The following is a 25,990-nucleotide window of genomic DNA, read 5'->3' on the forward strand; positions in this document are numbered from 1 at the left end:
CTGCCAGTCGGCGAGCGCACGCTGACGGCCGCCATTCAGGTGCTGCGGGCGTAGCCGGCCAGACCGCGCCGCACGTAATGACGGGAGGCCAGTGGCGGGTGTGCACGTGAGCGCTATACCTGAACCTGGCACCCAACTGACCGTCGATGGCCAGCTCGTCACGTTGCTGGCTGCGACGCCGAACCTGTCCGGGGCCGATCTCGTCTTCCGCCGCGGTGATGGCAGCCTAGCTGAGGCGTCATTCGATGCCGACGACCTGCGTCGAGCTCTTGTGCCGGTCAATGATGCTGGTGGAGACGCAGAGCGCGCATTGACCGGCCTGTGGGGCCGCTGGATGCAGTACGCGGTGCCCCGCATCCGTTCCGCGGTGCTGGCCACTAGGCCGCTGCGACCGTACGCGCATCAGGACGAGGCTGTCTTCACCCACATGCTCGCCCAGCCGCGCCTGCGCTTCCTGCTCGCTGATGAGCCGGGAACTGGCAAGACCATCATGACCGGGATGTATATCGCCGAGGGGACGCGGCGCGGGTTGATCCCCGGTCGCACGGTTATCGTCGTCCCGGCTCACCTAGTGGAGAAGTGGCGGCGGGATCTGCGCCGGTACTTCGCCATCGAGGCCGATCGGCTGACCCCGGAGCTTGCCCGCGACCCCAAGGATCTCGACCCGCGCGTTAGCGTGTGGGTCGTCTCGGTCGATCTTTATACCTACAACCGTGACGTGCGGCGCAAGGTCGCGGGCTCTCGTGCCTCCTGGTCGCTGGCGGTCTTCGACGAGGCACACAGACTGACCCCTACCTCCCAGTACCTGACGGCGGCCCGGGAACTGGCGGCACGCACCCACCATCTGTTGCTGCTCACCGCCACACCTCATCGGGGCAAGGAGCACTTCTTTCGTGGACTGCTCAACCTCCTCGACCCCACCCTCTACCCATGGGATCCCCGGCAGACCGAGTACGAGACGGCGCTGCGGCCGAGCACGCTCTCATTCCTACGCCGGATGAAGGAGGAGCTGAAGGACCTGGAGGGGCGTCCACTGTTCCCGCCGCGGTACGCCGAGACCGTCCCGGTCGATCTAACCGGCGCGGAGGAGACGGCCTACACCGCTGTCATGGACTACGTCGACAACTTCTACGGCGAGAACGCCACCCTGGCGCGGTCGATCTACGGGAAGCGGGCCGCGTCATCTGTGGTGGCGGCCGCAGCGACCATCCGCCGCCGCGAGGAAGCCCTGCGCGGTCCGGCGAGCTCCCGTTCCGACGCGCCGGTCCCGGAGGAATTCGTAGGCGACGGGCTCGATCTGCAGCTTGAGGTCGCCGACGACGAGGCGTGGCAGCGCGCCGAGGACGCGGTGGTCACCGCCCGCAGCAAGGCGAAGGGCAAGGAACTCGAACGGATCGAAGCTGTCCTGGTGGCGCTGCGGCTGGCGACCGTCACCGGTATGCCGACCAAGTGGCTACGGGCGCGCGAGTTGATGGAGCGCCATGGGATCCGGCCGGGCGACGGCCAGGTGCTCGTGTTTACCGAGTTCGCCGACACCGCGCGTTGGCTGGTGGGCATGTTCACCGACGTCGGCTTCACCGTCGAAACGCTCGAAGGTGCTGTGGGTCATCGAGAGCGAGACAAGCTGCAGCAGCGCTTTCTCGACGGTGGCTTCCAGGTGTTGGTCAGCACCGACGCCGGTGGCGAAGGCATCGACTTGCAGAGCGCAAATGTCATGATCGACTGGGACATTCCCTGGTCGCTGGTTCGCCTCGAACAGCGCATGGGCCGGCTGCACCGAATCGGTCAGACCCGGTCGGTGCACATCTATCACCTGGTGTCACCAGTCACCCGCGAAGGCCGTGTCCAAGAGGTCATGCTGCAGAACCTCGCCAGTGCCGGCGACGCGCTCGGCGGCCGGATCTTTGACCTGTTGGACGCGACGGCCGCGCGAGCCGGGTTCGACTACGGCCGTGCTCTCGTTGAGGCGCAGAAGTCCGGTGTCGCCGCGCACATCCCGATGCCCGGTGCCCAAGAGCTGCTCGCCGCAGCTCGTGAACTTGTAACCGACGAGGACCGACTGCACACGCCGGCGAACACAGCGGCCGCGGTGGCCCGGTTCCGCGCCGACCGGCTGGAGGCCATCAACCCGGTCATCGTTGATGCCTTCCTCGACCAGCTTGCCTGCTCCCACAGCTGGCAACTCGGACCGGGGCCGGCGAAGGGAATCCGCGAAGTCACGTCGCGGTCACTGCTACCGGCTGCCCTCGGCGGTGCCACAAGCCGGCTCGTCGCCGCCGACGGTGCATCGGTAAGGCAGGCGATCAACGACGGTTCGCAGGGTCTGGAAGATGTCGTCGTCCTCGGCCCGACCGAGGAACCGTTCGCCGAGCTCGTCGACCTTGCGTTGCGCGACGGTGAGGCCGAGTTGGTCCGTGGCACCCACCTGGTCGACACTGCCGCCCTGACCAGCTATACGTTGCTCTTGTACGACTCTGAGGTCGAAATCCACGACGGTCTCCGGCGGCTACGCCGGAAGGCACCGCTGCTCATTCGGTTCTCCGGTGCCGGAGCCTTCGAGGTCGCCTGGGAGTCGCTGATGACCCTGCGGGCCTCTAGGCCGGCCGCCACCGGCGGCACCCTAACGCCAGCCATGCGCACCGATGGGTTGGCACAGGCGCAGGCAGCGTTGGTGCGGGAGGCTGACCGGCAACGTGCCGAGCGGACGGCGTGGGTGGAAAAGGCACGCGAACAGCTCGACCAGGTCGAGTACCGATACCTCGACGAGCTCGATGAACTCCCTGCCGAAGTGCGGCGCGAGCGGCGGGAGCAGTTCGCTGCCTTGAAGGCCGAGCGCGTCCGACAGCTTGAGGACATCGGCAAGGTCACCGGCACCGCTCCCCGCCTCGTCGGCTGGGCGCATGTCGTCGCGGGCGCCCGCACCGCCGAGCTCGGGTACGACCCCGACAGCGAGCGTATCGCTGTGGCGAGCGTCCTTGACGAGCTCGAGCGCCTCGACTACATCGTCGACGACCGGCAGACCGCTGGCGTCGGCTACGACCTGTTCGCCCGCCATCGGCACACAGGCGAGCAGCGCCTGGTCGAGGTCAAGGGCTTGGAGGGTGTGCTCAAGTCGATATGGCTCGAGCAGCACGAGTGGGCGCAAGCCCAGCAACGCGGCCAGGACTACTGGCTGTATGTCGTCATCAACTGCGCGACCTTCCCCAAGGTCGTCATTCGAGCGCAGGATCCCGCCGGGCAGCTGTCGAGCGGGCCACGACGCATCGAACGATTCCAGATCAAGATCACCGACCTGAAGCGGCTAATGAAGGGCGAACAGTGAGCATCGACGAGGCCAACCGGGCGACTTGCATGCCGGCCGACCCTAATAAGGCCGGCGACATGCGCGAACGCCTGATTGACCACTGGTTCCCCTGCACCACCGTTGATGCCGCCGTCGGTACACCTGTTGGCTCGGGTCGCAGCGAAAAGGCGATCTTCCCGTGGTTCGCGTCCCGTCCCATCGCTCAGGCACGCGCCGCCGTCCTCACAACTCTGCTGCCCAACGACGATGGACTCCGGGAGTTCGTCGAGGCCGCCGTACGCACCGGATCCTCGGAGGCGTTCGATCGGCTGGCTGATCGAATTGCCGACAACTACCCAGGCCGTACTCCCGTAGTCATCGACATCTTCTCCGGCCGAGGCATCATCCCGCTCGAGGCGGCGCGTGTCGGTGTGACCGCTGTTGGCACTGACCTGAGTCCAGTGGCCACCCTCGCTGGACGTCTCCTCGCAGACTGGGCGATTCGTGACTGGTCTACCGAGCCCGCGCTGCCGTTCACAAGTAGCCAGCCCGCGACGTTCGATCTCTCGAGCGCCGACCGGCTTGTAGCCGACGCGCGGCTGCTGCACGAGGAGATCGGCCGGCGGACCCGAGCCGTTCTGAGCGCCCACTACCCGGCCGATGCGAACGGGCGGCAGCCCTGGGGCTACCTGTGGACCGTCTCCATCCCCTGCGACCAATGCCGGCGGCGGTTCCCGCTCATTGGCAGCTTCGTGCTCCGGCACCCCTACCGCCGCACGCAGGACGAGGGCCAGTCGATGAGGCTCGTTCTCAACGGTGACGCGTGGCGGGTCGAGGTGATCGCGGGCCCCACCGACGCCCAGCCCACGTACTCCTCGGCGGGCAAGAAAGGCAAGAGCGCCCGCTGCCCGTTCTGCAACCACGTGCACACACTGGAAACCGTGAAGGCGAAGGGCTTCGCCGAGCAGTACCTCGACGAGCCGCTGGTCGCCGCCGACTTCGCCACCGATGATGGCGACACGAAGAAGACCTTTCGGGTACTGCGGCAGGACGAGCGTGACGCCGCTGTATCGGCCCGACCGGAGCTACTGCCGAAGGCCGGGCAGTTGTCCGCTGTACCCGACGAGGTCATCCCGCCTGGCAACGTTCACACAGTCCAAGCCAGCGGCTATGGGTACACCAACTACGGCGACCTCATGTGCTCGCGGCAGACCCTGCTGTTCGGCACCCTGGCCCAGCAGATCCGTGTATGCCACGAGGAAATGCTCGCGGCAGACATCTCGGCGGACTACGCGCACGCGCTGGCGGCGTTCGCTGCGGCGACCCTTGTACGTGGGCTCCGCTATGCCACTCGCGGTGCAATGTTGCGTCCGCACGGGAAACCTGACGGCTCTGCCCAGAATCGCGTTCAAGTCGGCGACATCTTCCGGAACGAGGCTGGTCTATCCTTTCAGTTTGACTTCTTCGAGACCGGCATCGGCCAGGGACCAGGAACCTGGGCGGGGCTGACCGAGACTGGTATGAGCCCGCTTGCGGCGCACCTGCGGGGACGGAGAGGGCGACCGGCACGACTTCGGCGGGAAAATGCGATGGCGCTGCCCTTTCGTGATGGCACCGTGGATGCGATCGTGACTGACCCGCCGTACTACGACATGATCGAGTACTCCGACGCTTCGGACTTCTTCTACGTCTGGCTGCGCCGAGCGCTTGTTGATGCCCAGCCTGACCTGTTTGCGGAAACCATCGGCACCGAGATCGCCCCTGACCTTCAGAATAAGGACGACGAGATCATCGTCCGCCGGGTGTTCAACGGCGGTGTTCGGCACGACCGCGAGTTCTACGAGCGGTCCCTCTCCCGTGCATTCCACGAAGCGCGACGGGTGCTTCGTTCTGACGGGCACCTGGTCGTCGTCTTCGGTCACTCCGACCCGGACGCTTGGCTCCGCTTGCTTGGCGCACTGCATGACGCGGGGTTCGTCGTGACCAGCGCTTGGCCGTCCCGAACAGAGACATCGAATACTGGCGTTGCGAGCATCAAGGTGACGGTCACGATCGGTTGCCGCGTTGCGACCTCGCAGCGGCCCGTCGCTACGGCTGCGCAGGTTGATCGTGAGGTCGCGACGGCGGTCAAGGCTGCAGTCAAACAGTGGGATGCCGACGGGCTGGCGCTCACCGATCAGCTCATGGCCGCATACGGGCCGGCGATGGAGGTGTATGGCCGATACAGCTCCGTACTGCTTCCGAATGGGGAACAGGCCAGTCTCGACCGCTACCTCACGCTGGCGCGGAGCTCCGTGCGGGACGCGACCGCGCTCAAGCTTGACCAGTTGCCGCTGGAAACGTTCGACGCTCCGACTCGGTTCGCCGTCTTCTGGCAGCGGCTTTACGGCCGCACCGATGTTCCGAAGGGAGAAGCCCGGTTCCTCGCACAGGCCGACAACCTGCGGCTGGAGGACATGCGCGGCGCACTGCTAACCGAAAGCAGGAGCGGTTTCAAGCTGCGCTTGGACCCACCAGACTCCTTCAGCGACCGTTCATCGACCTTCGAGATTGCCCGGGTCGTGGCGAAGGCGTGGGAAGAGGGCGGCACCGAGGCGGTGGCCGCAGTGCTGGCGAAGGCAGACAGGCAGGCCAACGACGCACACCTGTGGGCAGTCGTCGCCGAGATCGTGCGGCAGCTGCCAGCGAGTGACCCGGTCGCAAAGGCACTCACGGCGGTGCAACGCAATGCCGGAACCATCGGCACGATGATCCAGTACGCCGCGGTGGCCGCTGAGAAGGAGGCCGACGCGCAAGCCCAAATGGTGCTGCCCTTCGAGGAGGAATTGTCGTGACCGCAACCGCCGCACATGCTCCCCATTGGGCAGACTTCCTCAAGCTGCGCCCGGAGGTACGCACTTCCGACGGGTCTATTGGCGAGCTGCAGATGAGCCTACACAAGGCCGTCTACCAGACCGTCGATGTGCCCTACCGCAAGGTCGAATACTACGGTGACATTACCGAGCCCACGCCGAACCTCGTCGGATTCTTCTCCCGCGTTGCTCGCCGACTCGGCACCGAAGCTGACGCTCCAGCCTTGTTCCACCTAGACCAGGGAATGGGAGGCGGCAAGAGCCACGCGCTGGTCGGTTTGTACCACATGGCCAACAGCCCAGCGGACTTCTTCGCCACCGAACTCGGTCAGCGGGTGCACCAGGAAACTGGACACGGGGCGGCAGCCGTGGACCTTGAGGGCGCGACCGTGGTCACGCTGACTGCTGACTACTTCAGCCCAGGAAGCACGAACGAGGTGTTCGGTCCGGCGACCAACCTGTTCGAACGGTTTGTCTGGGCACTCGTTGGCAGCGATATGGATCGCTATAAGCGCCACGTGGCCGCCGGTCCGAACAAGGGCACGCTCCAGCAGGCGTTGACCGAGAGTGGTCGGCCGGTGCTCATCCTGCTCGACGAGCTCATGGACTATGTCCTGGCGCTCTCCGATGTGGCGCACATCGACACGATGCCAGGCGAGAAGGCGTTCCTCAACGCGTTGATGGACGCCTGCGACGATGTGCCCCGGGTGGCGTTCGTCGTCGTCATGATCCGTTCCGAACTCGATGAGCGGGGCTACCCGCCGCAGGCCCTCGACTTCCGCGACTACGTGGCTGCCCGGCTGGTCCGTAACGGCCAGACTGTCCCCGTCACCGAGGCGCAGGATTTCTCCGCCATCATTCGCCGACGGCTGTTCGAGCTTCCGGACGGCGAACTGCCCATCCGCGACCTGGCTCGTCGGTATGTGGCTGCGGCCGAGCAGGCCTGGCGCGACAAGGTGTTCGAAAAGCTCGGACCCAACCGTGGCCTGTCCGGCTTCGAGGACAGAACGTCGGCCAGTTACCCGTTCCATCCCGAGCTGATGCGACTGGTCCGCGAGGAGTGGGCGCAGGTCTCCGGATTCCAGCGAGTCCGTTCCACCGTCGCCATTTTCGCCCGCACCGCGATGCATTGGGTCACCGAGCACAAGGCCGGGCGGTGGGCGCCGCTACTTATCGGCGTTGGTGACATTCCACTTACCGTGGCCCTTGAGCAGTTGCTATCGTCCGGACTGCTACTCGGCAATGACCGGGCCATCCAGGGCTACCGGGCGGTCGCCAGTACCGACATCACCAGCACGGACGGCGGCACGGGCCGCGCGGTCGTCGTCGACGCAGCCCTCCGTCATGACGGCGTGACCGTCGCGCAGCCCGCGCCAGCCGTCCGGATGGCCACCGCCCTGCTGTGTTACTCGATCGTCGGCAGACCGCAAGGCCGGCGCGGTGCGACGAAGGCCGAACTGTTGGCCGCCATCTACGGGCCGGCTGGTGTTGGGGTGCCCTTCCCTGCTGCCGACGAAGTGTTCAACAAGCTCACTGGCGACGAGGGGCTCGGCGCGCTGGAGGTCACTACGCCGACGAATGCACCAGCACGCTGGCACCTGTCAATCAAGCAGACGCTGCGGATGTACTTCACTGCTGCGATGGCGTTGGTGCCACTCGATGCCCGGGGTGAGCTGGTGTGGCGGGAGGCGCGACGGCTCGCGTCGAAGGGCACCTTCGACGAACTCGTGCTTGTCGACAGGCCAGCTGACGATCGGGCTCCGCTGGACAAGGTGTTCGAGGGGGTGGACAGTGCCGAGAACCGCCTCGTGCTGCTGGACCCGCGTCGATGGACACTGCTCAACGGCAAGGACTCGGTCAGCCGTGACGACATAACTGCACTGCTCGGGCTCGGGGACCAACCGCTGCGCGTCGACAACGCCGCCAGCTGCGTGGTCGCCTGTGTGAACACCCAGCGGCGTGACATCGCGTTGAAACGGGCCGCGGAGGTTCTCGCCTGGCGTGAGGTGATCAAGCAGCTTACCGATGATACCGAGGATGAGCTGCGGGACGCCCGCAGTAAGCACGACGATGCGGTGGGGAAGTTGCGCCGCGACATCGAACGCGCCTACCAGCACTACGCCTACCTGGTCCGTGCCGGGGACCTATACGTCGAGTTCAAGCGGTTCGACGAGGACAGCCGGACCGCGCTCAATGGCGGGCACCTATGGACCGCGCTCGTAGAGGCGGGGCGCGCGACGCTGCCTGCGGCGCTGTCCGCCGGCTACCTGGCCGCGCTCCTGGAGGGCTTCGATCGTGCGCTGACGCCACGCGAGGTCGTGCAGGCGTTCTATAAGAACCCCTCGTTCCCCTTGGTCACCTCCACGGACGAGATCCGTCGCGTCCTGTTCGAGCTGCTGACCACCGGCTGGGAACTCGTCGACGCGGATGGAAACTCGCTGTCGATCACCGGCCCCGGACAAATCTCGATCAACTCGATCAGTCAGTCCCTGCGTCGTCGGATCGAGAAGCCAAGCCCCACCCCAACGCCGGGCGCACAACCTGCTGGCCCGATGGCGTCCGGCCCGGATGTCCTCGGGGGAGATGGGGATGGGGATGGGGCCACGCTCTTCGGAGGCGACGAGTACCGTGCCGATCCTGCACCGCCCGACCCCACGCCGTTGCAGCCCTCTCGGCCGAAGGTGTACAAGCGTTACAGGGTCGAGTTGGCTAATCGCAGCATCACAGGTGCGGACACGCGTGACCAGGCATGGCAGCTACTCAAGGAACTCGCAAAGGTTATCGACAGCGCCAATCCCGCTGACCATCAACTGCTCAGCATTAACCTGACCCTGGTGACCGTCGAAGGGGAGCAGGGTCAGATTGAGGGCAAGGCTCAGGCGCTCGGCGCGCAGGTGCGCGTTGAAGATGACGACTTCTAGAGGCTGATGTCCACCAGCTCCGACGTATGAAAGGCGGGTTGCTCGCCTGCATCGACCAGGGGCCGTGACCCTCAAGCGAGTCACGGGTTCGACGGTCAAGGCATGGTAGGGAGCCTCCCCTTCGATCATACCTATGCGGCCGCAATGTCACTGCGTATGCTCGTATCTGTGGGGGAGCTGATCGAGGTCGCGGTGGTACTGCTCTTCGTTGCCCGGGTGACCCGGTTGGTCGTCACCGACGAGATCACCCGCCCACCACGGGAAGCGATCATCCGCCAGCTCCCTGAAGGCAGCCCGCTGGCGTACCTGTTGTTCTGCCGATGGTGCCTGTCGGTGTGGATCGCCGTGCCGGGTGCCGCCGCATGGTGGCTGCTGTCCGATGTCCCTCGATGGTCCGGTCTGTGGTGGGCCGACGTGCCGACGGTCGCGCTGGCCCTGTCCCACACAACCGGCTTGCTAGTTCGCACGGAGCCTGAGGAGTAACCGCATGGCCTGGTGGGGCACGAAGCCCAACACCGACAGCGAGGTTGGCAGGGCAACTGCGGTCGTCGCCTCGGCGGCGAAGATGCGCTACGACTCCGGTGGCAGCCTGCGGAAGGTCAGCAAGCAGCAGTGGCAGGAGGAGGCATGGCGGCACTACGAGGAATGCGGCGAGCTGGCCTACCTGGTGAACACGATCGCCAAGGCGATGGGCCGCGCCCGGCTGTACATCACGCAGGTCAACGACGAAGGGCGGCCCGTCGAGACGCCGGACCAGGCGCCGGCCGGCGTCAACGAGACGTTTCTCGGCGGCCCAGGCAAACAGGCCGAGCTGCTGTCCGACGCCGGAGTCCAACTCGGTGTGCCAGGCGAGTGCTACCTAATTGGTGAGCCGGAACGCGATGAGGACGGTAACGCCACCGACCGGGAGACGTGGATCGTCGCGTCGACGGATGAGCTGTCTGAGCGGGCCGGGAAGTACATCCTCGACCAGGGCGCGGGCACCAGGGAACTGGAGCCCGACGAGACGGTCATTGTGCGGATCTGGTCGCCGAGCCCGCGCAAGCACGCCCTGCCGTCGTCCCAGGTGCAGTCCAACCGCCGGGTGCTACGGCTGATCGAGCGGCTGACGCAGTACGTGCAATCGCAGATCGACTCTCGATTGGCGGGTGCGGGTGTGCTGCTGCTGCCGAATGAGCTGAGCTTCGTCGCTCCCGAGCAGGAGGAGAACCCGGAGGACGGGGTGTCGTCGTTCCTGGCGACGCTGACCGAGGCGATGACCACCGCCGTGAAGGACCGCGACTCAGTTGCCGCGTTGGTTCCGATCGTTGTGCAGGGGCCGGCTGAGCACCTAGAGAAGGCCCGTCTGCTCAGCTTCGCCACGGAGCTGTCGTCGTCGGTCCCGTCGATGCTCGACGGCGCGATCCGCCGGCTCGCCCTCGGGCTGGACGCCCCACCCGAGATGCTGCTGGGGATGACCCAGGCGAACCATTGGGGCGCCTGGATGACCGACGAGGCGACGATCAAGTACCACGTCGAGAGCAAGCTTGAGCTGGTGTGCGCGGCACTGACGCAGCAGATGTTGTGGCCAGCGCTGGAAGGTGCGGCGGGCGTCGCTGACGCGAAGCGGTGGATCGTTTGGTACGACACCAGCGAGCTGACGCAGAGTCCCGACAAGGGTGCCGACGCGAAAGATCTCTACGGACTCGGTGAGCTGTCCGGCGACGCGCTGCGCCGGGAGACGGGGTTCGGTGATGAGGACAAGCCCACGGACGATGAGCGGGAGCTGCGCCGACTCCTGGAGATCATCCGGACGGTGCCGGCGGCCGGGCCGCTGCTCGTGCAGCGGCTGCTGGAGGTCGCACAGGTTGGCGTACAGGTCGACCTGGCAGCGTTGAAGCCGCCCGAGCCGGATGAGCCTCCTGCCGGTGAGCCGCCGACCGCCGAAGATCCCGCGCCGGCCACGGCGCCGCCACCCGACGGCGACACGGAACGCCGTGGCCCGCCCGAGAGGGCGGCGCTCGCCGCTGCGGCGGAACCGCTGACCGGGCCGTTCGTGGCCGCGTGCGAGGCGCTGGCGCTGCGGGCGTTGGAAGTCGCCGGGAAACGGGTCATCGGCCGTGAGCGGTACCGGCACAGCGACCTGACCGTGTGGGAGTACCACACGGTGCGCCAGTCCACGCCCACCTCGGTGCCTCGCCTGCTCCAGGGTGCGTTCACCGCGGTCCCGGCCGTGGCGGGCCGGCTTGGCGTCGACCCGGAGAAGCTGACGACGGCCCTCAGCGGCTACGTCGGCGGGCTGCTCGTGGCCGGGCGGCGGCACGACGTCGACGAGCTGCGCGAGCACTTGGCGCGCACCGTCGCCGGGGAACTGGTGCCGGCGTGACCGCCCCGACCGCCCCGACCGCCCTCGTCCCTAATCTGGTCCGTCCTGGCGTACTGGCACGCTTGCCAGCGGTCCGGGCGCGGCAATGGCTGCCAGGTCATCCGCTGGTGGCAGTGCCGCACCTGGGGCTGGTGGGGAGAGCTGTGGGACGGCGACCAGCCGCCCCTGAGCGATGCGGAGCACGCCTGCGACTCGGAGGAGGCGGCCTGCTACCAGCAGACCAGGAGGACCGGTGGCTGAGCCGCAGAGTGTGACCCTGAGCGAGCTGCGTGCCGCTCTTGCGCAGGTCGGCGTCGTCGTTGACGAGGACTTCGTGAGCCTGGAGTTGCGAGACAACGGGCTGACGGTGCAGCGGCTGGTGAGAGCCGAGTCGGGGATGCCGGCGTGCCTGCCCGGCGGTGGTGTGCAGTGCGTCGGACAAACCATCACCGTCGTCGCGGAGACACCGCCCGACCCGGAGGAGTGATCGTGGCCGACCGGGACCGATGGCTGCCACTGCGGCTCACCCACGAGGCGCGGGTGGTGGCCGCCGAGAAGCGTGTCGAGCAGGCTGTCCGTGCGGCCCTGGCCGCGTGGCTGGGGTCGGCGCGCGCCGTGACGCTACCGGTCACCGCGGCGGCCCTGCCTCCGGACCAGGCGGCGCTCGCCGGCGCCGGGCAGGCGTGGTTCGAGGCGATGACGGTGCACCTGCTGCCCGCCGTCGACGAGACGTTCCTCGAGGGCGTCGCGGACGCGGGCGGTGACGTCGACGTCTTGCGGGTCGAGCAGTTGAAAGACGAGTACCTGGCGGCGTTGCCGAACCGGCTCCAGGGGGTGCCGGACTCGGCGTGGACGCAAGTCACGGCGGCGATCACCGAGCTGACCGCCGAAGGTGCGAGCATTCCGCGGATCCGCGACGCCGTGGAGGCGCTCCTCGGCGAGCTGGCGTGGGAGGACCGGGCAGTGACGATCGCCCGTACGGAGACGATCGGCGCGTACAACGCGGGCACACTGACGGCCTGGTTGACGTCCGCGCGGGCGCTCGACGAGAAGTTGGACAAGGTGTGGGTGTCCACGCACGACACGCGGACGCGGCATGACCACCGGGCGGCGGACGGGCAGCGAGTCGCCCTGGACGGCGTGTTCATGGTCGGTGGGGTGCCGCTGCGGTTCCCGGGTGATCCGGCGGCACCACCCGGTCAGGTCGTGAACTGCCGCTGCACGATGATCGAGGTGCCGGCCGGCGAGCCGCTGCCTGCGATCCCGAAGCACCCGTGGCCCCGACGGGACCGGGCCACGGGGTTGGACAACACGGTGACGGCGGCGGGAGCCGCGAAGGGTGGCAGACAGATGGCGACGTGGAAGGGGACGCTGGCGCCGCTGGGTGCCGCGTCGGGTGACCGGCGGATCTTCGCGGCGGACGGCGACTGGTCGTTCCGCGAGTTGCCGCTGCCGCTGCGATGGGCCCGCGAGGACGCCCCCGCGCACGAAGGGGCGGTGACGATCGGCCGGATTACCGCCGGCGAGGTGCAGAAGTCGAAGCTGACCGGCGTCGGGGACTTCATCGACGCGGTGCCGGAAGTGGGCGAGGCGCTGGAGTTGCTGCGCGCCGGGGTGCTGTTCCCGTCGGTGGACCTGGACGACTTCGAGTTCGTGTACACCGACGGCAAGGGCACGCCGATTGAGGACATGAGCGACGAGGAGTGGGAAGCGTTCATCGAGTCGGGCGAGGAGCCTTACATCACGGTGACGAAGGGCCGGGTGATGGCGGTGACGCTCGTCGGTACCCAGGCGTTCATGCAGGCGCGGCTGGAACTGGCCGACGACGAGCCGGCCGGCGAGGACGACGAGCCCTCGGAGGAGACGCCGAAAGAGGAAGAGGCGGTCACCGCAGCCGGTGTGAGCGGTGGGAAACGGCAGGTCGCGCCGCTGTACCCGCCGCGTGGCTGGTTCGCCGATCCGGCCCTGGCGGAGCTGACGCCGATCACCGTGACCGCCGACGGGCGGGTGTTCGGGCACCTCGCGGACAACGACTGCCACCTGTCGTTCCTGACGGGCGGGCAGTGCGTGCTGCCGCCGGCCGAGGGCGGGTTCGACTGGTTCCACCGGCCCGAGATCATGACGGCCGAGGGTGACGTGGTGGCGGTCGGGCACATCACGGCTGGCACCGGGCACGCCGACCTGGCTGCCAGCGCGGCCAGCGCGGTGGCGCACTACGACGACACCGGCACGCAGGTGGCGGTGGTGCGGGCCGGCCGGGACGCGCACGGCACGTGGGTTGCCGGGTCGCTGGTGCCGGAGGCCACCGAGGGGCAGGTGCAGCTGCTGCGCCGGTCGCCGTTGTCGGGGGACTGGCGGTGGATCGGCGGGGCTCGGCAGCTCGTCGCGGCGCTGTGCGTCAACGTCGGCGGGTTCCCGGTCGTGCGGGGGCGGTCGTCGGCCGGGCGGGCGTACGCGATGGTCGCATCTGGCTGGGCCGGCTGGAAGGCGACTGGCCCGGTTGCCGGCCGTCGCGACGGGGCGGCGCTGTCCCCGGCCGTCCTGGACGCGGCGGTGCGGCGGGCAGTCGCGGCCGGGTTCGCCGCAGAGCGGCAGCGGCTCGCGAACGCGGCGATCGCCGACCGGATCGCCGCGACGATCGGCCGGGACCGCCGGACGCTTGTGGCGGCGCTGGCCGCCGAGGTGCACGGCAAGTAGGGAGAGGCTGGTGGGTTGCAACTGCAGCAGCAAGGCCCGACGCACCGTGTGGCGGTTGTCCTACGAGGACGGCCGTGCTGGCGGCGAGTTTGACTCGAAGACGGCGGCGGAGGTCGCCGACATACGGAGAGGCGGCGGCGGCACGATCCGCCAGGTATGGAAGTAGTCAGCAATGCACATATCGATGTGCATCCATTTGAAGGGTGTTGCCGGTCCGGGGGGATCATTACTCTCCGTGAACCAGGGGGAATGCCTGCCGGGTCGACGACTCGGGGCCGAGAGGGCTCCAGCCCTCGCGGGGGGTCAGAGTGGTGTGGCGTGAATCACTCCTGGCTCGTCTTGTGGGGAGTGGCGACAATTTGCTCGAAAGCCACCTTTGTCCCCCGAGCCTGATGGTGCGGTAAGCCCCGGCTCTGGCTCGGGGCGTGGGGATGGCGGCGTGTTGAAGTCGCCGCTCGCTCGCGTCTGTCGGCGCTGCGGCCAGCGACCTGGCTCTGCTGATCTTGTGAAGTGCCCACACGTAGCGTGTATGGCGTAAGCCGTACGCAGTGCTCCTGGTTCGAACGCTGCCGACGCTCAACCAGCTCGTCCCCGGGCTCGTGGCCCCGACTCGACGATGCGACGTGGTTGGCCGCGCAACTCGCCTGGGGTGCTGCGGTGGAGGAGTTTCGTCCATCCTGGCCGCCCTGGCGGCAGGACTAGCTGGGCTTCCAGCCTGATTCCCGGCAGGTGCCCCAACTATCTGTGGCCATCGAGAACGTTCAACCAGTGGGCGCGTATCGGATGTCTCTAGCGTGGTGGTGCGCTTGTTGGTGGGAGCGTTTGGTATGCCGGCACGGAAATTAGGTGCAGGGGCGTTGCCCGGCGGAGCAGGCACGGACCGGACCTTTAGGTAGCCGGTGTGGGCACGCCGGCGAAGCGGCCTTCCACTGACGGAGCGGCGGTGGTCGCCCCGACATGAGTGGCGGGCCTTAAGGCGAGGGGCTCGTGGATGACTACGAGATCGTCCACTGATCCTCCGATTCGGAGCGTCACGGTCACCCTGACCGCCGGTTGGTCACCCTGACCGTCACGGTCACCCTGACCGCCGTTGGTCACCCTGACCGCCGGTTGGTCACCCTGACCGTCACGGTCACCCTGACCGTCACCGTCACCCTGACCGCCAGGCGTCACCCTGACCGTCACCGTATCGGTAAGCAGCCCCCAGGGCACGTAGCCGGAGGAGTCGGGCACTGGTAGTCGGTACCGGTACCGGCAGTCGGGCACTGGTAGTCGGTACCGGTACCGGCAGTCGGGCAGTGATAGTCGGTACCGGTACCGGTACCGGCAGTCGGCAGTCGGCAGTGATAGTCGGTACCGGTAGTCGGCACCCGAGGCGGCTCCGCCCTGCTCCACGCCTCCGTTCCGCCCTGCTCCGCCTCTCCGCTCCGCCCTGCTCCACGCCTCCGTTCCGCCCTGCTCCGCCTCTCCGCTCCGCCCTGTCTCGCTGCTCCGGTCTCTTCTTTCGGTCTCGGGTTCCGCTTCGGGTACCGACTGCCGGTACCAGCACCGACTACCAGTGCCCCCGACTACCGGTACCGGTACCGACTACCAGTGCCCCCGACTACCGGTACCGGTACCGACTACCAGTGCCCCCGACTACCGGTACCGGTACCGACTACCAGTGCCCGACTGCCGGTACCGGTACCGACTACCAGTGCCCGACTCCTCCGGCTACGTGCTCATGGGGGCTGCTTACCGATACGGTGACGGTCAGGGTGACGCCTGGCGGTCAGGGTGACGGTGACGGTCAGGGTGACCGTGACGGTCAGGGTGACCAACCGGCGGTCAGGGTGACCAACGGCGGTCAGGGTGACCGTGACGGTCAGGGTGACCAACCGGCGGTCAGGGTGACCGTGACGCTCCGAATCGGAGGATCAGTGGACGATCTCGTAGTCATCCACGAGCCCCTCGCCTTAAGGCCCGCCACTCATGTCGGGGCGACCACCGCCGCTCCGTCAGTGGAAGGCCGCTTCGCCGGCGTGCCCACACCGGCTACCTAAAGGTCCGGTCCGTGCCTGCTCCGCCGGGCAACGCCCCTGCACCTAATTTCCGTGCCGGCATACCAAACGCTCCCACCAACAAGCTTCACTCGATCAAGGGGTAATTGCCAATTGCTAGGAGTGGGTTTTGGAAAAAGTGGGAGGTTTCGCGTATGGCACCGCGCAAGACGGAGACGGAAATCGTCGTTCTGGCGCTTCTGGCGAGCTTGTGGTAGAAATGGCGAAGGGGCCGCTCAATTGAGCGACCCCTTCAGGAGGAACTAGTAGGGCTGGAATCAGTGATCGTTGTGCTTCCGCCAAAGCATGATCAAGATTCCGGCCGCGGCCAAGGCTCCCAGCCAAGTCAGGGCGGGGGCCTTGTCTGTTGGTACCGCACTGAGGTTGTTGAGTAGCTCTACCAGCGCGGATGCGAAGCTTAGGCTGATCAGCGCCTCTGCGTCGCCGTCCCTGGAGTTGGGCTCCTGGGGCTCGGTCGGGGTGTTAGGCAGTGCCAAGCGGGCCTCCTGTAGCGAGTTGGACTAACTGTCCGAACCGATGTATTGGATCGGCGTTTTCTGCATTGACAGCGTCTCATGAGGACGGCCTCAGATGCCACTTGCCGGCTGGGTTGGAGTGCACTTAGCCCCGTCTTTCAGATTGGCAATGCCGGTCTCGACAGGTGTGGCTTAGATCTGCCGAAGCTAGGGGTATTGCTGTTCGTCGTCACCGAAGGTGACTGGCGGCAGTCGGTAGCCTGTCGAGCGTTAAGGCCGTAGCGCTTAAAGCCCCACCCAGCGTCGTAACGGCGCCGGCGCGGGGTGGGGCGGTCGGTGGCCTGCGGGCCGGGCCTTGCTCCACCTGCGCGTGGCCGTGGCCAGCAGCCCGGACGGTGACCTCGCCGACCGGTCCAGCATGAGCGCCGTTTCCCAGTTGCAGGAGTCGCCAGCCCGGCTTCCTGTGGATGATGCGACGGCTGACGGCCTCTACCGGAGCGGGGTCTGGGCGGGCTCGGGCGGTACGTCATCGGCGTCGGTGTGACCCCGCTGAAGGATGAGGACGGACGAGAACAGGCCCGGGCGGGGTGCGGCGATGCGTTCCTGGGCGGCGAGCAGCGCCGGTGGCCGGGTCGATGAACAGCGTAGTGGTCGATGCGTCGGCGAGTACCCGGAAGGCGAGCTCGGTGCGCCCGGCGAGGTCGTTGGTGGTTCCGCGGTACTCAATGCCGGGCACTGTCGCCAAGACGTACAGAGCGCTCGCCGCTCGTATTGGTCGAGGTACTGGCTGGTGGCTAGGCCGACGATGCCCCAGGTGAGCAGTCTCGCGTAGGCGGGTTCGGCCGCCAGCTCGGGCGGTGCCAGCAGCCCAGCGAGGGTGGTCGTGTCGGTGGGCAACGGTGTGGGCAGGTACGGGTGCAGGTCGCCCTGGTATCGGGTTGTGGTGGGCGTGGCTTCGGTGAATAGGTTCTGGTCCGCGGGTGTGGGCTGGTGGTCGACGCCTCGCACGTCCGGTGCGCGGTGGGTGACCTCGTGTTCGGTGCCGTCGTCGTGTTGCCAGCGTCGCAGGTCTTCGCGGCGGATCGCGTCGCTGGCGCGGGTCCACTTTGGAGGTGTAGGTATTCGTAGGGCAGGTCGGTGGTGGTTCAGCCGGCCGCCGTGGTGAGCGGAACTGGTCGGCCGGCGCGACGTAGGGGCCACAGCTGCGGCTCGCCGTGCAGGAGTACCGGTGTTCCTGCGTGGTAGCCCTGCCGGGTCAGGAAGTCCCGGACCGTGGTGGTGGTGACGGTGTCGATCGGATAGCCGAGTTGGTCGACGCGCTGGTGGTGGTGCGCGAGCAGCGCTCGACCGAGACCCTGCCGGCGCGCTGGCGTGAGGACGTGCAGCCGGGCGAGCCAGTGGTGCGGGGCACCGGACCGATACGGGCGGAGCAGGGTGTGGAGCTGCTGGAACCGGGGTAGGGCCCGGCCGGTGAAGGTGCTCAGGTGGTAGTCGGACAGCGGGGCCGCCCTCGCCGGCGGGTGGTGTTGCCACACGGCGACGGCCGTCATGTCGAGCGTGACGTCGACGTGTCCCCACTCCACGGCGTGGTCGATTTCCATGGCGAGGAGCCCGTGGTAGACGTGTTGCCGCTCGGCCGGGTCGGGGACGAGCCGTTGCGCGAGCGGGTCGGTGGCGATGGCGTCGGTGAGTAGCGCGGCGATGGTGGCCACGTCGCCGGCCCGCGCCGGTCGGATCGGTGGCGCGATCACGGAACCAGCCGTCACAGTGACCGCCGGCGTGGCACGGTGTGCGGGAACGAGGTCCGGCCGCCGGTGCTGGTGGGGGCGCCGCGCCACATGCGCCAGATGACCGGGCCGTCGACGGGTAGCACGATGGTGGGGCCCGCGGTGTAGCCGAGGCGGAGGTAAAGCCGCCGGTTTCGCATGTTGCTGGCTTCCAGATACGCCGGTAGGCCGAGATCGTCGAGGCGACGGTGATGCTCGGCCAGCAGCGCGGCCCCGATACCGCGGTTCTGGCGGGTGGGGTCGACGGCGAGGTAGGCGAGGTAGTGGTGTGGTTCGTCGGGTTGGAGGGCGTCGAACGTCTCCTCCAGCAGCACGAACTTCGGCGCGTACGCACCGGCGATGCGTTCCAGCGTCCCCAGGCGTTCATCAACGTCGGTGGGGGTGGGTTCGAGGCGGGGGTACCAGATGGCCACGGCCGTCTGGTCGGCGGTGGTGTGCACTTGCCCATGCTTCAGGCCGTGGTGGAAGGCGTCGGTGAAGTAGCGGTGGTAGACGGTGCGTCGCTCGTCGGGGTCGGGGATCAGCCAGTCGGCGACGGGACCTTCGTGGAACGCCTCGGCGAGTACGCCGATAAGCGGCTCGGCGTCGGCCTCGGTGGCGGGGCGGACAAGCAGCTTGTTGTTGGTGACGGTCATGGCAGCTCCCTGGTCAGGCGGGTTGGCGGACGGCGTCGGGGGCGCGCAGTGGTCCGGTGTCGCTGTCCGCGCCCAAGCCGACAGCGGCGTACACGTCGGGGTTGGTGCAGCGCAGGACCAGCGCCCAGGCGATGCCGGCGAGTGCGGCGGCGGCGTAGGCGGCGGGGAACGCCCACCGCAGTGGTGAGTCCGGCTCCACGCCGAGGAGCGTGGCGAACTCCCGCAGGGTGACGGTGAGGATCCCGCCAAGCGCGATCGTCGCGGTTCCCGGCGCGATCCGCGACCGCCATGACCCTTCGGCGTGGGTGGTCCGGGCGAAGAAGCCGATCACCGCGGCGGAGGTGACCGTCATCAGGATGAGGACGCCGAGGCCGCCGGTGACGGTGATCCAGAAGAACAGGTGCACGATCGGATCGGCCCCGGCGAGGGCGTAGCCGACCAGCACCGTGGCGGCGAGGCCACTCTGCACGAGCGAGCCGGCCTTCGGCGCGCCGGTACGCCGGCTGGTCCGTCCGAACACCGCCGGCAGCACCCGCTCGCGGCCGAGTGCGAACAGGTACCGGGCGACGGTGTGGTGAAACGAGAGCAGGGCCGCGAACAGCGAGGTGATGAACAGAACCCGGGCGACGGTGACGACACTGTCCGCCAGGTACGGGGACACCAGGTTGAAGATCAGGTCGGTGCCGTCGGCGCGGGCCGCCTCAACGATGCGGTCGGGGCCGGTGGCCACGGACATCGCCCACGCCGACAACCCGTAGAGCAGGCCGGTGACGGCGACGGCGATGTAGGTGGCGCGGGCGATGGTACGGCGAGGGTCCTTCGTTTCCTCGCTGAACACGACGGTGCCTTCGAAGCCGACGAATCCGGTGATGGCGGTGACCAGTGCCGCGCCGATGCCGGCGGCGAACACGTGCGTCGGGGCGAGGGTGTCGAAGCTGACCTGACCGTCGGCCGGGTGAGTGATCATGATGGCGTCGAAGGTCAGGGCGACGACGCACTCGGCGACGAGGACGACGGCGAGGACCCGGCCGTTGAGGTCGATGCGGGCGACGCCGAGGACGGTGACTATGGCCCAGACGGCGAGGGCGCAGACCCACCAGGTGAGGTGCCAGCCGTACCGGTCGTTGAGGAACTGCGCGGTGACCGCGCCCGCCCCGCCGTACAGGCCAATCTGCATCGCGTTATACGCCAGCAGCGCGACCATCGCCGCCCCGACACCGGCCGGACGACCGAGACCCCGGGCGACGTAGGTGTAGAAGGCGCCGGCGTTGACGATCCGCCGCGACATGGCCACATAGCCGACGGCGAACAGGGCGAGCACCGCCGCGACGAGCAGGTACGCGACGGGGATTCCGGTGACGCCGGTGATGGCGTACCCCGTCGTCGCCCCACCGGCGATCACCGTGAGTGGCGCGGCGGCGGCGATCACGAAGAACACCACCGACGGAATACCGAGCCGCCCCCGAGCCAGGACAGCGGACACGGTGTCGGGTTTCGAACGAGACATGGGCTCTCTCTCAGCCAAAAGGAATGGGGGGGACTGCACTCAGGTAGTGCGGTGGCTCAACACGGCACCGCCGACAACGGCACCGAGATCAGCAAGGAGATCGGAAAGCGGCGGGGGCGCCTGCTCAACCTGCTTACGCAGGAACCCCCGGGCGGCCGAGGGCGCGCCGTCGAGCAGGATCGGATCGAGCTGAGTGCGCAGCGCCAGCCCAGCGAGAGCCACATCGAAGGCATTCAGCCGTTGGTGTCTGCGCAATTGAAAGGAAAGGCGAGCCCACGACCAGGCGGCGGTGTTCACATCCGTGGGGATGTAGATGATGCGCTGACGCCACAGCCGACCGGCCTGCTGCCGATGAAGCAGCCCGAGCTGCCACATCCGGGTCGCCACCTGCTCGTAAGCAGTGTCGGCAAGGAACGCCAACCACGTCCGCGTCGCGGTATGACGCGGCTCAGCCACCAACCGGTCGAGGACGAGGTGCTGCAGCCAATCCTTCGGCGGCGACGGATCGATCACCCGCACATGCCGACCCTCGAACGTAACCCGCCTCTCCCAACACAGCTCAGCCAACAACGCGGCAGCCAGGCCATGCACCGTCGCGGACTCGAACAGCCGCGAACGACCCGTCTGATCGTCGTGCGCCAGGTAGAAGAACTCGTCCGCGAGGCGCGTGGGTTGGGCGACAGCGCTGACGACGGCGCGTACCGGCCGAGCCGGTTCCACTGGTGCCCGGTGCTCGTGCAGGTGTGGGGCGTAACCGCCGCCGGCGGAGCCATGACGTGGGGTGGTCACCGTGGCTCACCTTCCTGATTAGATTCATCACAAGGAACAGACAGCTCGAACTGTCGAAGCAGTTCACGGCCACCGGCATGGTGAGCCAATTCCTCCACCGCCCGCGGTTGCTGCCCGCACCCACCGTCGCGCAGTGGAAGCAGCCGTTGTTGTCGTGACGCTGACCGCATTCCACACACGGCGGATGCCGATCAACGTGCGGACAACCGCACCTGGGGGTGTAGCTGTTCAGCAGGGCTGCCGCGGCACCGCTCTTCCCTGGAGAAGTCGCGAGATGAGCGAGGTAGTGATGCGGCGGTGGGCCTCCAATAGCGGGTCGACCAGCCATCGCGTGTGCACCCGACATCTGAGCGCGGGGCCTTCCCGGCAAATGAGGACGCTGAACCGAGATCTGCAGCCGATCGGTAGGTTAGCCATCGCGCTGTTCTGCGGGTTTCTGGGCGCGTATCAGCAGGCAGCAGGTGGCGTCGCCGACAGGGGTGGGGATGGAGTCAGCGTGCCGGTGGTGCAGTCCGGCTGCGTTCACTGCGGCTTTCCAGCCCTGCAGACCGGATAGCCAACGGGCGACGGGTACGTAGCTTCCATCAGCCAGTCGCATCAGGGCGCGTCGCGGTCCGAGCCAGGTCGGGTCAGGTACGGAGAACAGCAGTCGGCCTCCGGGGCGGAGGTGTTGTGCAATCAGCGGCAGTAACTGTTCAGGCGGACAGAGGCCGATCGCCCCGAAGATCGAGAAGCAGATGTCTAGGGGGCGGGTGCGGGTGAGGAAGGCACGCGCGTCGGCGCAGTGGAACCGGATCGGCAGGTGTCCCCACCGGATGCGCGCCCGGCTGATCTGCGTGGGCGCGAGGTCGATTCCAATGCAGTGGGCGCCGCGCGCGGCGAGTGGGGCGAGGTTGTCACCGTTGCCACAGCCGAGTTCGGCGATGGTCAGGCCGTTCACGTCGCCGAATAGTTCGGTGCTGGGGCCGTGGCCGGGATACTGCGTCCATTCGACCCGCCCGGGGACCATAGGCCGGTCGTGCGGTAGCGCGAGTCGTGCCTCGCGGTCCCAAGCTTGCCGGTTGACGGTGGTGGAGATGCTGGTGCGCATCGGTTAGGACCGGGTGACGTCGAGGCAGGACTGGACGTTGCGCATCTTCTTACCCAGGTTGACAAGGCTGCGGGCAGCGGCCTTGAAGTCCTTGGAAGCAGCGCGCATGGCTGCCAGGTTCGCTGCGTCGGTTTGGGGGTTGGCCTTGACCCAGCGGTCGATGGCGCGGGCGACGTGTTCAGCGAGTTCAGCTTCCTTGGTCACTACGCTGCGGAAGTGGCCGGCGGATTCGGTCCAGTTCCACGGGTGCGGCTCGTGACCGGTGCCGGCGGTGTCGAGCTGATAGTTCGTGTACTTCAGCGAGGTGCTGATGCCGTCGAGCATGTCTCGGACCGTCACGACCCGGCCGCTGGTGTCTCTGGCTACCGCCACTGCCACTCCTCAAGGGTGCTGGGGTGGCCGTGCGCAGCGTGGGAACGCCGCGCACGGCCACCGGTTCGGGTTGTGGTGGCCCCGCAGGCAGGATGAAGCGGCTGGAGACGCCGCGCGGCCACCGGTTCTGTCAGCTCAGCGGGGCCAGGGTGCGCTCGATCCAGGGCACGCGCATGCCGGTCAGCTCGCGGCGCATGACTTCGACGTCGGTGCCGAAGGGCACGACGCAGCCGCCGGACATGTTGGGAGCGCCCTGGCAGGCGTGGACCAGCCTGCCGCCGAGAGCCGCGTGCGCGAGAAGACTCTCGCGTCGCCGCGACTCGTTGAACCAGGTGCCGTGATACAGCTCGTCGAGCACTTCAGCGGTCGCCTTGTCCAGATCGTAGACCACCTGCGCCGCAGCGCATAGCATCCAGGCTGGGGACACGTTGCTGATGTGCCCGTCCAGCTCGACACGGTTGAGGGCCATCAGGGTGCCGCACTCGCGCAGCATCAGCAGCGTCCCGTCGGGCACGAAGTCCAGGCCGGGGTCCTGCAGGTGCTCCTCACGGAACATGTGGGCGTACACATCGTGAGCGGTGCGCAGCACCTCGGCCGGGTCCGTGGTGGCGTACCCGTGCTCCTTGACGAAGTCCAGCACGAGCTGCTCGATGGTCAGGTCCTCGCTCTCGACCGCTGGGAGCAGGTCGCCTCGAACCCGCTGCCAGTCGCACAGCAGCCAGCTCGGGTTTTCGTAGCGGAAGAAGAATTCCTCCGGCTTGATCGTCAGCGTCGGCCCGTCGACTGTGATGCCGGGGATGCGCTCCCAGGTCTTGGTGAACGGCGTGGGCAGGTCGACCTTGATAAGGTCCGCAGTGGCTACCGTCATCGCGGTACTTCCTCTCCAGAGGGGGATGTGATCCGTTTGCGGTGGTTGGGCGGTCCTGCGGAGCTAGCCGGCTAGAGCCTGTGTCGAAGTCGGTCACAGCCACTCGCTGATCGCGGCGACGTGCACGGTGGCTTCGTAACGCACGGCGAGCTTGTCGAATCGGGTGGCCACGGCGCGGTTGCGCTTGAGCCGGTTGATGCCGCATTCCACGGCGTGACGCTGCTTGTACCGCTCGGGATCGAAGGCCGGTGGACGGCCGCCCTTGGACCCCAGCTTGCGCCGGTTGGTGTCCTGGTCGGCCTTCGAGGGGATCGTCGCGGCGATGCCGCGACGGCGCAGGTAGCGGCGGTTGGCCTTCGACGTGTACGCCTTGTCGGCCAGGACCCGGTCCGGGCGGGTCCTGGGCCGGCCGGCGCCGAGACGGGGCACTCGGATCCCGTCGAGCACCGCCCTGAACTGCGGGCTGTCCCCGCGCTGCCCAGCGGTCAACACGATCGACAACGGCTTCTGCCCCTGCTCGCAGGCCAGATGCAGCTTTGTGGTCAGCCCACCGCGCGACCGGCCGAGCGCGTGATCGGTCGGCTCGACCGTGACCCCGCCCGGCGGCTCGGCCTGCAGATCCCCCTTTTACGCGCCCCAGCGGCGTGCTGATGAGCCCGGGCGACCGTCGAGTCCACCGACACGTCCCAGACCACGCGCCCGGCCGCATCAGCCACAGCCTGCAACACGGTCAGGATCTTCACCCAGGTTCCATCACGCTGCCAACGCCGGAACAGCCCATACGCCGCGGCCCAGGATCCGTAGCACTCCGGAACATCCCGCCACGGCGCACCGACCCTTATCCGCCACCTGATCCCATCAATGAGCTGCCGTTTCGTCCACGTCGACGGCCGACCTGGCCTACGCCCCGCAGGCAGCAGCGGCTCCAGCGCCACCCACTCTGCGTCGGTCAGGTCATGCCGCCTCGCCACCGCTAGGGTGTCCACGAGGTCTCCGGTGTTCGGGTTCTGCTTGGTCGCTGAACCAGATACCGGAGACCTCGCTACATCTCGAACACCGACACGCGAAGATCCTCAACCAACAACTCAAGCCCTGGCACCGACTTCGACACAGGCTCTAGAGCCTGTGTCGAAGTCGGTCACAGCCACTCGCTGATCGCGGCGACGTGCACGGTGGCTTCGTAACGCACGGCGAGCTTGTCGAATCGGGTGGCCACGGCGCGGTTGCGCTTGAGCCGGTTGATGCCGCATTCCACGGCGTGACGCTGCTTGTACCGCTCGGGATCGAAGGCCGGTGGACGGCCGCCCTTGGACCCCAGCTTGCGCCGGTTGGTGTCCTGGTCGGCCTTCGAGGGGATCGTCGCGGCGATGCCGCGACGGCGCAGGTAGCGGCGGTTGGCCTTCGACGTGTACGCCTTGTCGGCCAGGACCCGGTCCGGGCGGGTCCTGGGCCGGCCGGCGCCGAGACGGGGCACTCGGATCCCGTCGAGCACCGCCCTGAACTGCGGGCTGTCCCCGCGCTGCCCAGCGGTCAACACGATCGACAACGGCTTCTGCCCCTGCTCGCAGGCCAGATGCAGCTTTGTGGTCAGCCCACCGCGCGACCGGCCGAGCGCGTGATCGGTCGGCTCGACCGTGACCCCGCCCGGCGGCTCGGCCTGCAGATCCCCCTTTTACGCGCCCCAGCGGCGTGCTGATGAGCCCGGGCGACCGTCGAGTCCACCGACACGTCCCAGACCACGCGCCCGGCCGCATCAGCCACAGCCTGCAACACGGTCAGGATCTTCACCCAGGTTCCATCACGCTGCCAACGCCGGAACAGCCCATACGCCGCGGCCCAGGATCCGTAGCACTCCGGAACATCCCGCCACGGCGCACCGACCCTTATCCGCCACCTGATCCCATCAATGAGCTGCCGTTTCGTCCACGTCGACGGCCGACCTGGCCTACGCCCCGCAGGCAGCAGCGGCTCCAGCGCCACCCACTCTGCGTCGGTCAGGTCATGCCGCCTCGCCACCGCTAGGGTGTCCACGAGGTCTCCGGTGTTCGGGTTCTGCTTGGTCGCTGAACCAGATACCGGAGACCTCGCTACATCTCGAACACCGACACGCGAAGATCCTCAACCAACAACTCAAGCCCTGGCACCGACTTCGACACAGGCTCTAGCAGGGCCGCCGCCATGAACGGCGTTGTCGAAGAGCGGTGGCTCACCTCCTTTTCGGATGCGGCTCGTCTCGGTTACCGGCGCGCCCGCCTGGCTGACGGCCTCACCAAGACCATCGCAGGTCGGCCGATCAGGTCACACCTTGATGACGGGCCGTACACGCACGA

The 25,990-nt window shown here is 67.7% G+C and carries 14 protein-coding genes and 2 pseudogenes; 7 read left to right on the forward strand and 9 right to left on the reverse strand.

Annotated elements, in window-relative coordinates:
* Window positions 1–106 precede the first annotated feature (106 nt).
* The 7 genes from O7624_RS26340 (at window position 107) to O7624_RS26370 (ending at window position 14,097) form a co-directional block, all read left to right on the forward strand.
* A complete protein-coding gene (locus O7624_RS26340; RefSeq protein WP_282237659.1) occupies window positions 107–3,322 on the forward strand; it encodes a helicase-related protein in 3,216 nt (1,071 codons plus the stop codon).
* Window positions 3,319–6,117, forward strand: a complete 2,799-nt coding sequence (locus O7624_RS26345) for a hypothetical protein (protein ID WP_282237660.1) — start codon at window positions 3,319–3,321, stop codon at window positions 6,115–6,117. Before O7624_RS26340 ends, O7624_RS26345 begins: the two co-directional genes overlap by 4 nt.
* Window positions 6,114–9,056, forward strand: a complete 2,943-nt coding sequence (locus O7624_RS26350) for a DUF499 domain-containing protein (protein ID WP_282237661.1) — start codon at window positions 6,114–6,116, stop codon at window positions 9,054–9,056. Before O7624_RS26345 ends, O7624_RS26350 begins: the two co-directional genes overlap by 4 nt.
* Window positions 9,057–9,224: 168 nt before the next feature.
* Window positions 9,225–9,539 (forward strand): hypothetical protein, encoded by a 315-nt coding sequence (locus tag O7624_RS26355; protein WP_282237662.1) that lies wholly within the window; start codon window positions 9,225–9,227, stop codon window positions 9,537–9,539.
* Between the two features lie 4 nt (window positions 9,540–9,543).
* A complete protein-coding gene (locus O7624_RS26360) occupies window positions 9,544–11,421 on the forward strand; it encodes a hypothetical protein (protein ID WP_282237663.1) in 1,878 nt (625 codons plus the stop codon).
* A gap of 232 nt (window positions 11,422–11,653) precedes the next feature.
* Window positions 11,654–11,887, forward strand: a complete 234-nt coding sequence (locus tag O7624_RS26365; protein WP_282237664.1) for a hypothetical protein — start codon at window positions 11,654–11,656, stop codon at window positions 11,885–11,887.
* A 2-nt stretch (window positions 11,888–11,889) separates the two neighbouring features.
* A complete protein-coding gene (locus O7624_RS26370) occupies window positions 11,890–14,097 on the forward strand; it encodes a phage minor head protein (RefSeq protein WP_282237665.1) in 2,208 nt (735 codons plus the stop codon).
* Window positions 14,098–17,757: 3,660 nt separating this feature from the next.
* On the opposite strand, the gene O7624_RS26375 is transcribed toward O7624_RS26370, so the two are convergent.
* The 9 genes and pseudogenes from O7624_RS26375 to O7624_RS26415 all read right to left on the reverse strand — a co-directional run bounded on the left by O7624_RS26375 (window position 17,758) and on the right by O7624_RS26415 (window position 25,691).
* Entirely contained in the window at window positions 17,758–18,363 is a 606-nt protein-coding gene (locus O7624_RS26375; RefSeq protein WP_282237666.1) for a GNAT family N-acetyltransferase, read from the reverse strand.
* Between the two features lie 11 nt (window positions 18,364–18,374).
* Window positions 18,375–19,034, reverse strand: a complete 660-nt coding sequence (locus tag O7624_RS26380) for a GNAT family N-acetyltransferase (protein ID WP_282237667.1) — start codon at window positions 19,032–19,034, stop codon at window positions 18,375–18,377.
* Between the two features lie 13 nt (window positions 19,035–19,047).
* A complete protein-coding gene (locus tag O7624_RS26385; protein ID WP_282237668.1) occupies window positions 19,048–20,541 on the reverse strand; it encodes an APC family permease in 1,494 nt (497 codons plus the stop codon).
* Window positions 20,542–20,580: 39 nt separating this feature from the next.
* A complete protein-coding gene (locus tag O7624_RS26390) occupies window positions 20,581–21,261 on the reverse strand; it encodes a GPP34 family phosphoprotein (RefSeq protein WP_282237669.1) in 681 nt (226 codons plus the stop codon).
* 478 nt (window positions 21,262–21,739) lie between these two features.
* Window positions 21,740–22,420: a class I SAM-dependent methyltransferase gene (locus tag O7624_RS26395; protein ID WP_282237670.1), complete on the reverse strand. Its 681-nt coding sequence runs from the start codon at window positions 22,418–22,420 to the stop codon at window positions 21,740–21,742.
* 3 nt (window positions 22,421–22,423) lie between these two features.
* Window positions 22,424–22,744, reverse strand: a complete 321-nt coding sequence (locus tag O7624_RS26400; RefSeq protein ID WP_282237671.1) for a hypothetical protein — start codon at window positions 22,742–22,744, stop codon at window positions 22,424–22,426.
* A 178-nt stretch (window positions 22,745–22,922) separates the two neighbouring features.
* A complete protein-coding gene (locus O7624_RS26405; RefSeq protein ID WP_282237672.1) occupies window positions 22,923–23,660 on the reverse strand; it encodes a hypothetical protein in 738 nt (245 codons plus the stop codon).
* A 93-nt stretch (window positions 23,661–23,753) separates the two neighbouring features.
* Window positions 23,754–24,646 (reverse strand): annotated as a pseudogene (locus O7624_RS26410) (IS5 family transposase).
* Window positions 24,647–24,798: 152 nt separating this feature from the next.
* A pseudogene (locus tag O7624_RS26415) lies at window positions 24,799–25,691 on the reverse strand (IS5 family transposase).
* Window positions 25,692–25,990 lie beyond the last annotated feature (299 nt).

This window comes from Verrucosispora sp. WMMD1129 (assembly GCF_029581255.1).
GTDB classification, from domain to species: Bacteria; Actinomycetota; Actinomycetes; order Mycobacteriales; family Micromonosporaceae; genus Micromonospora; species Micromonospora sediminimaris.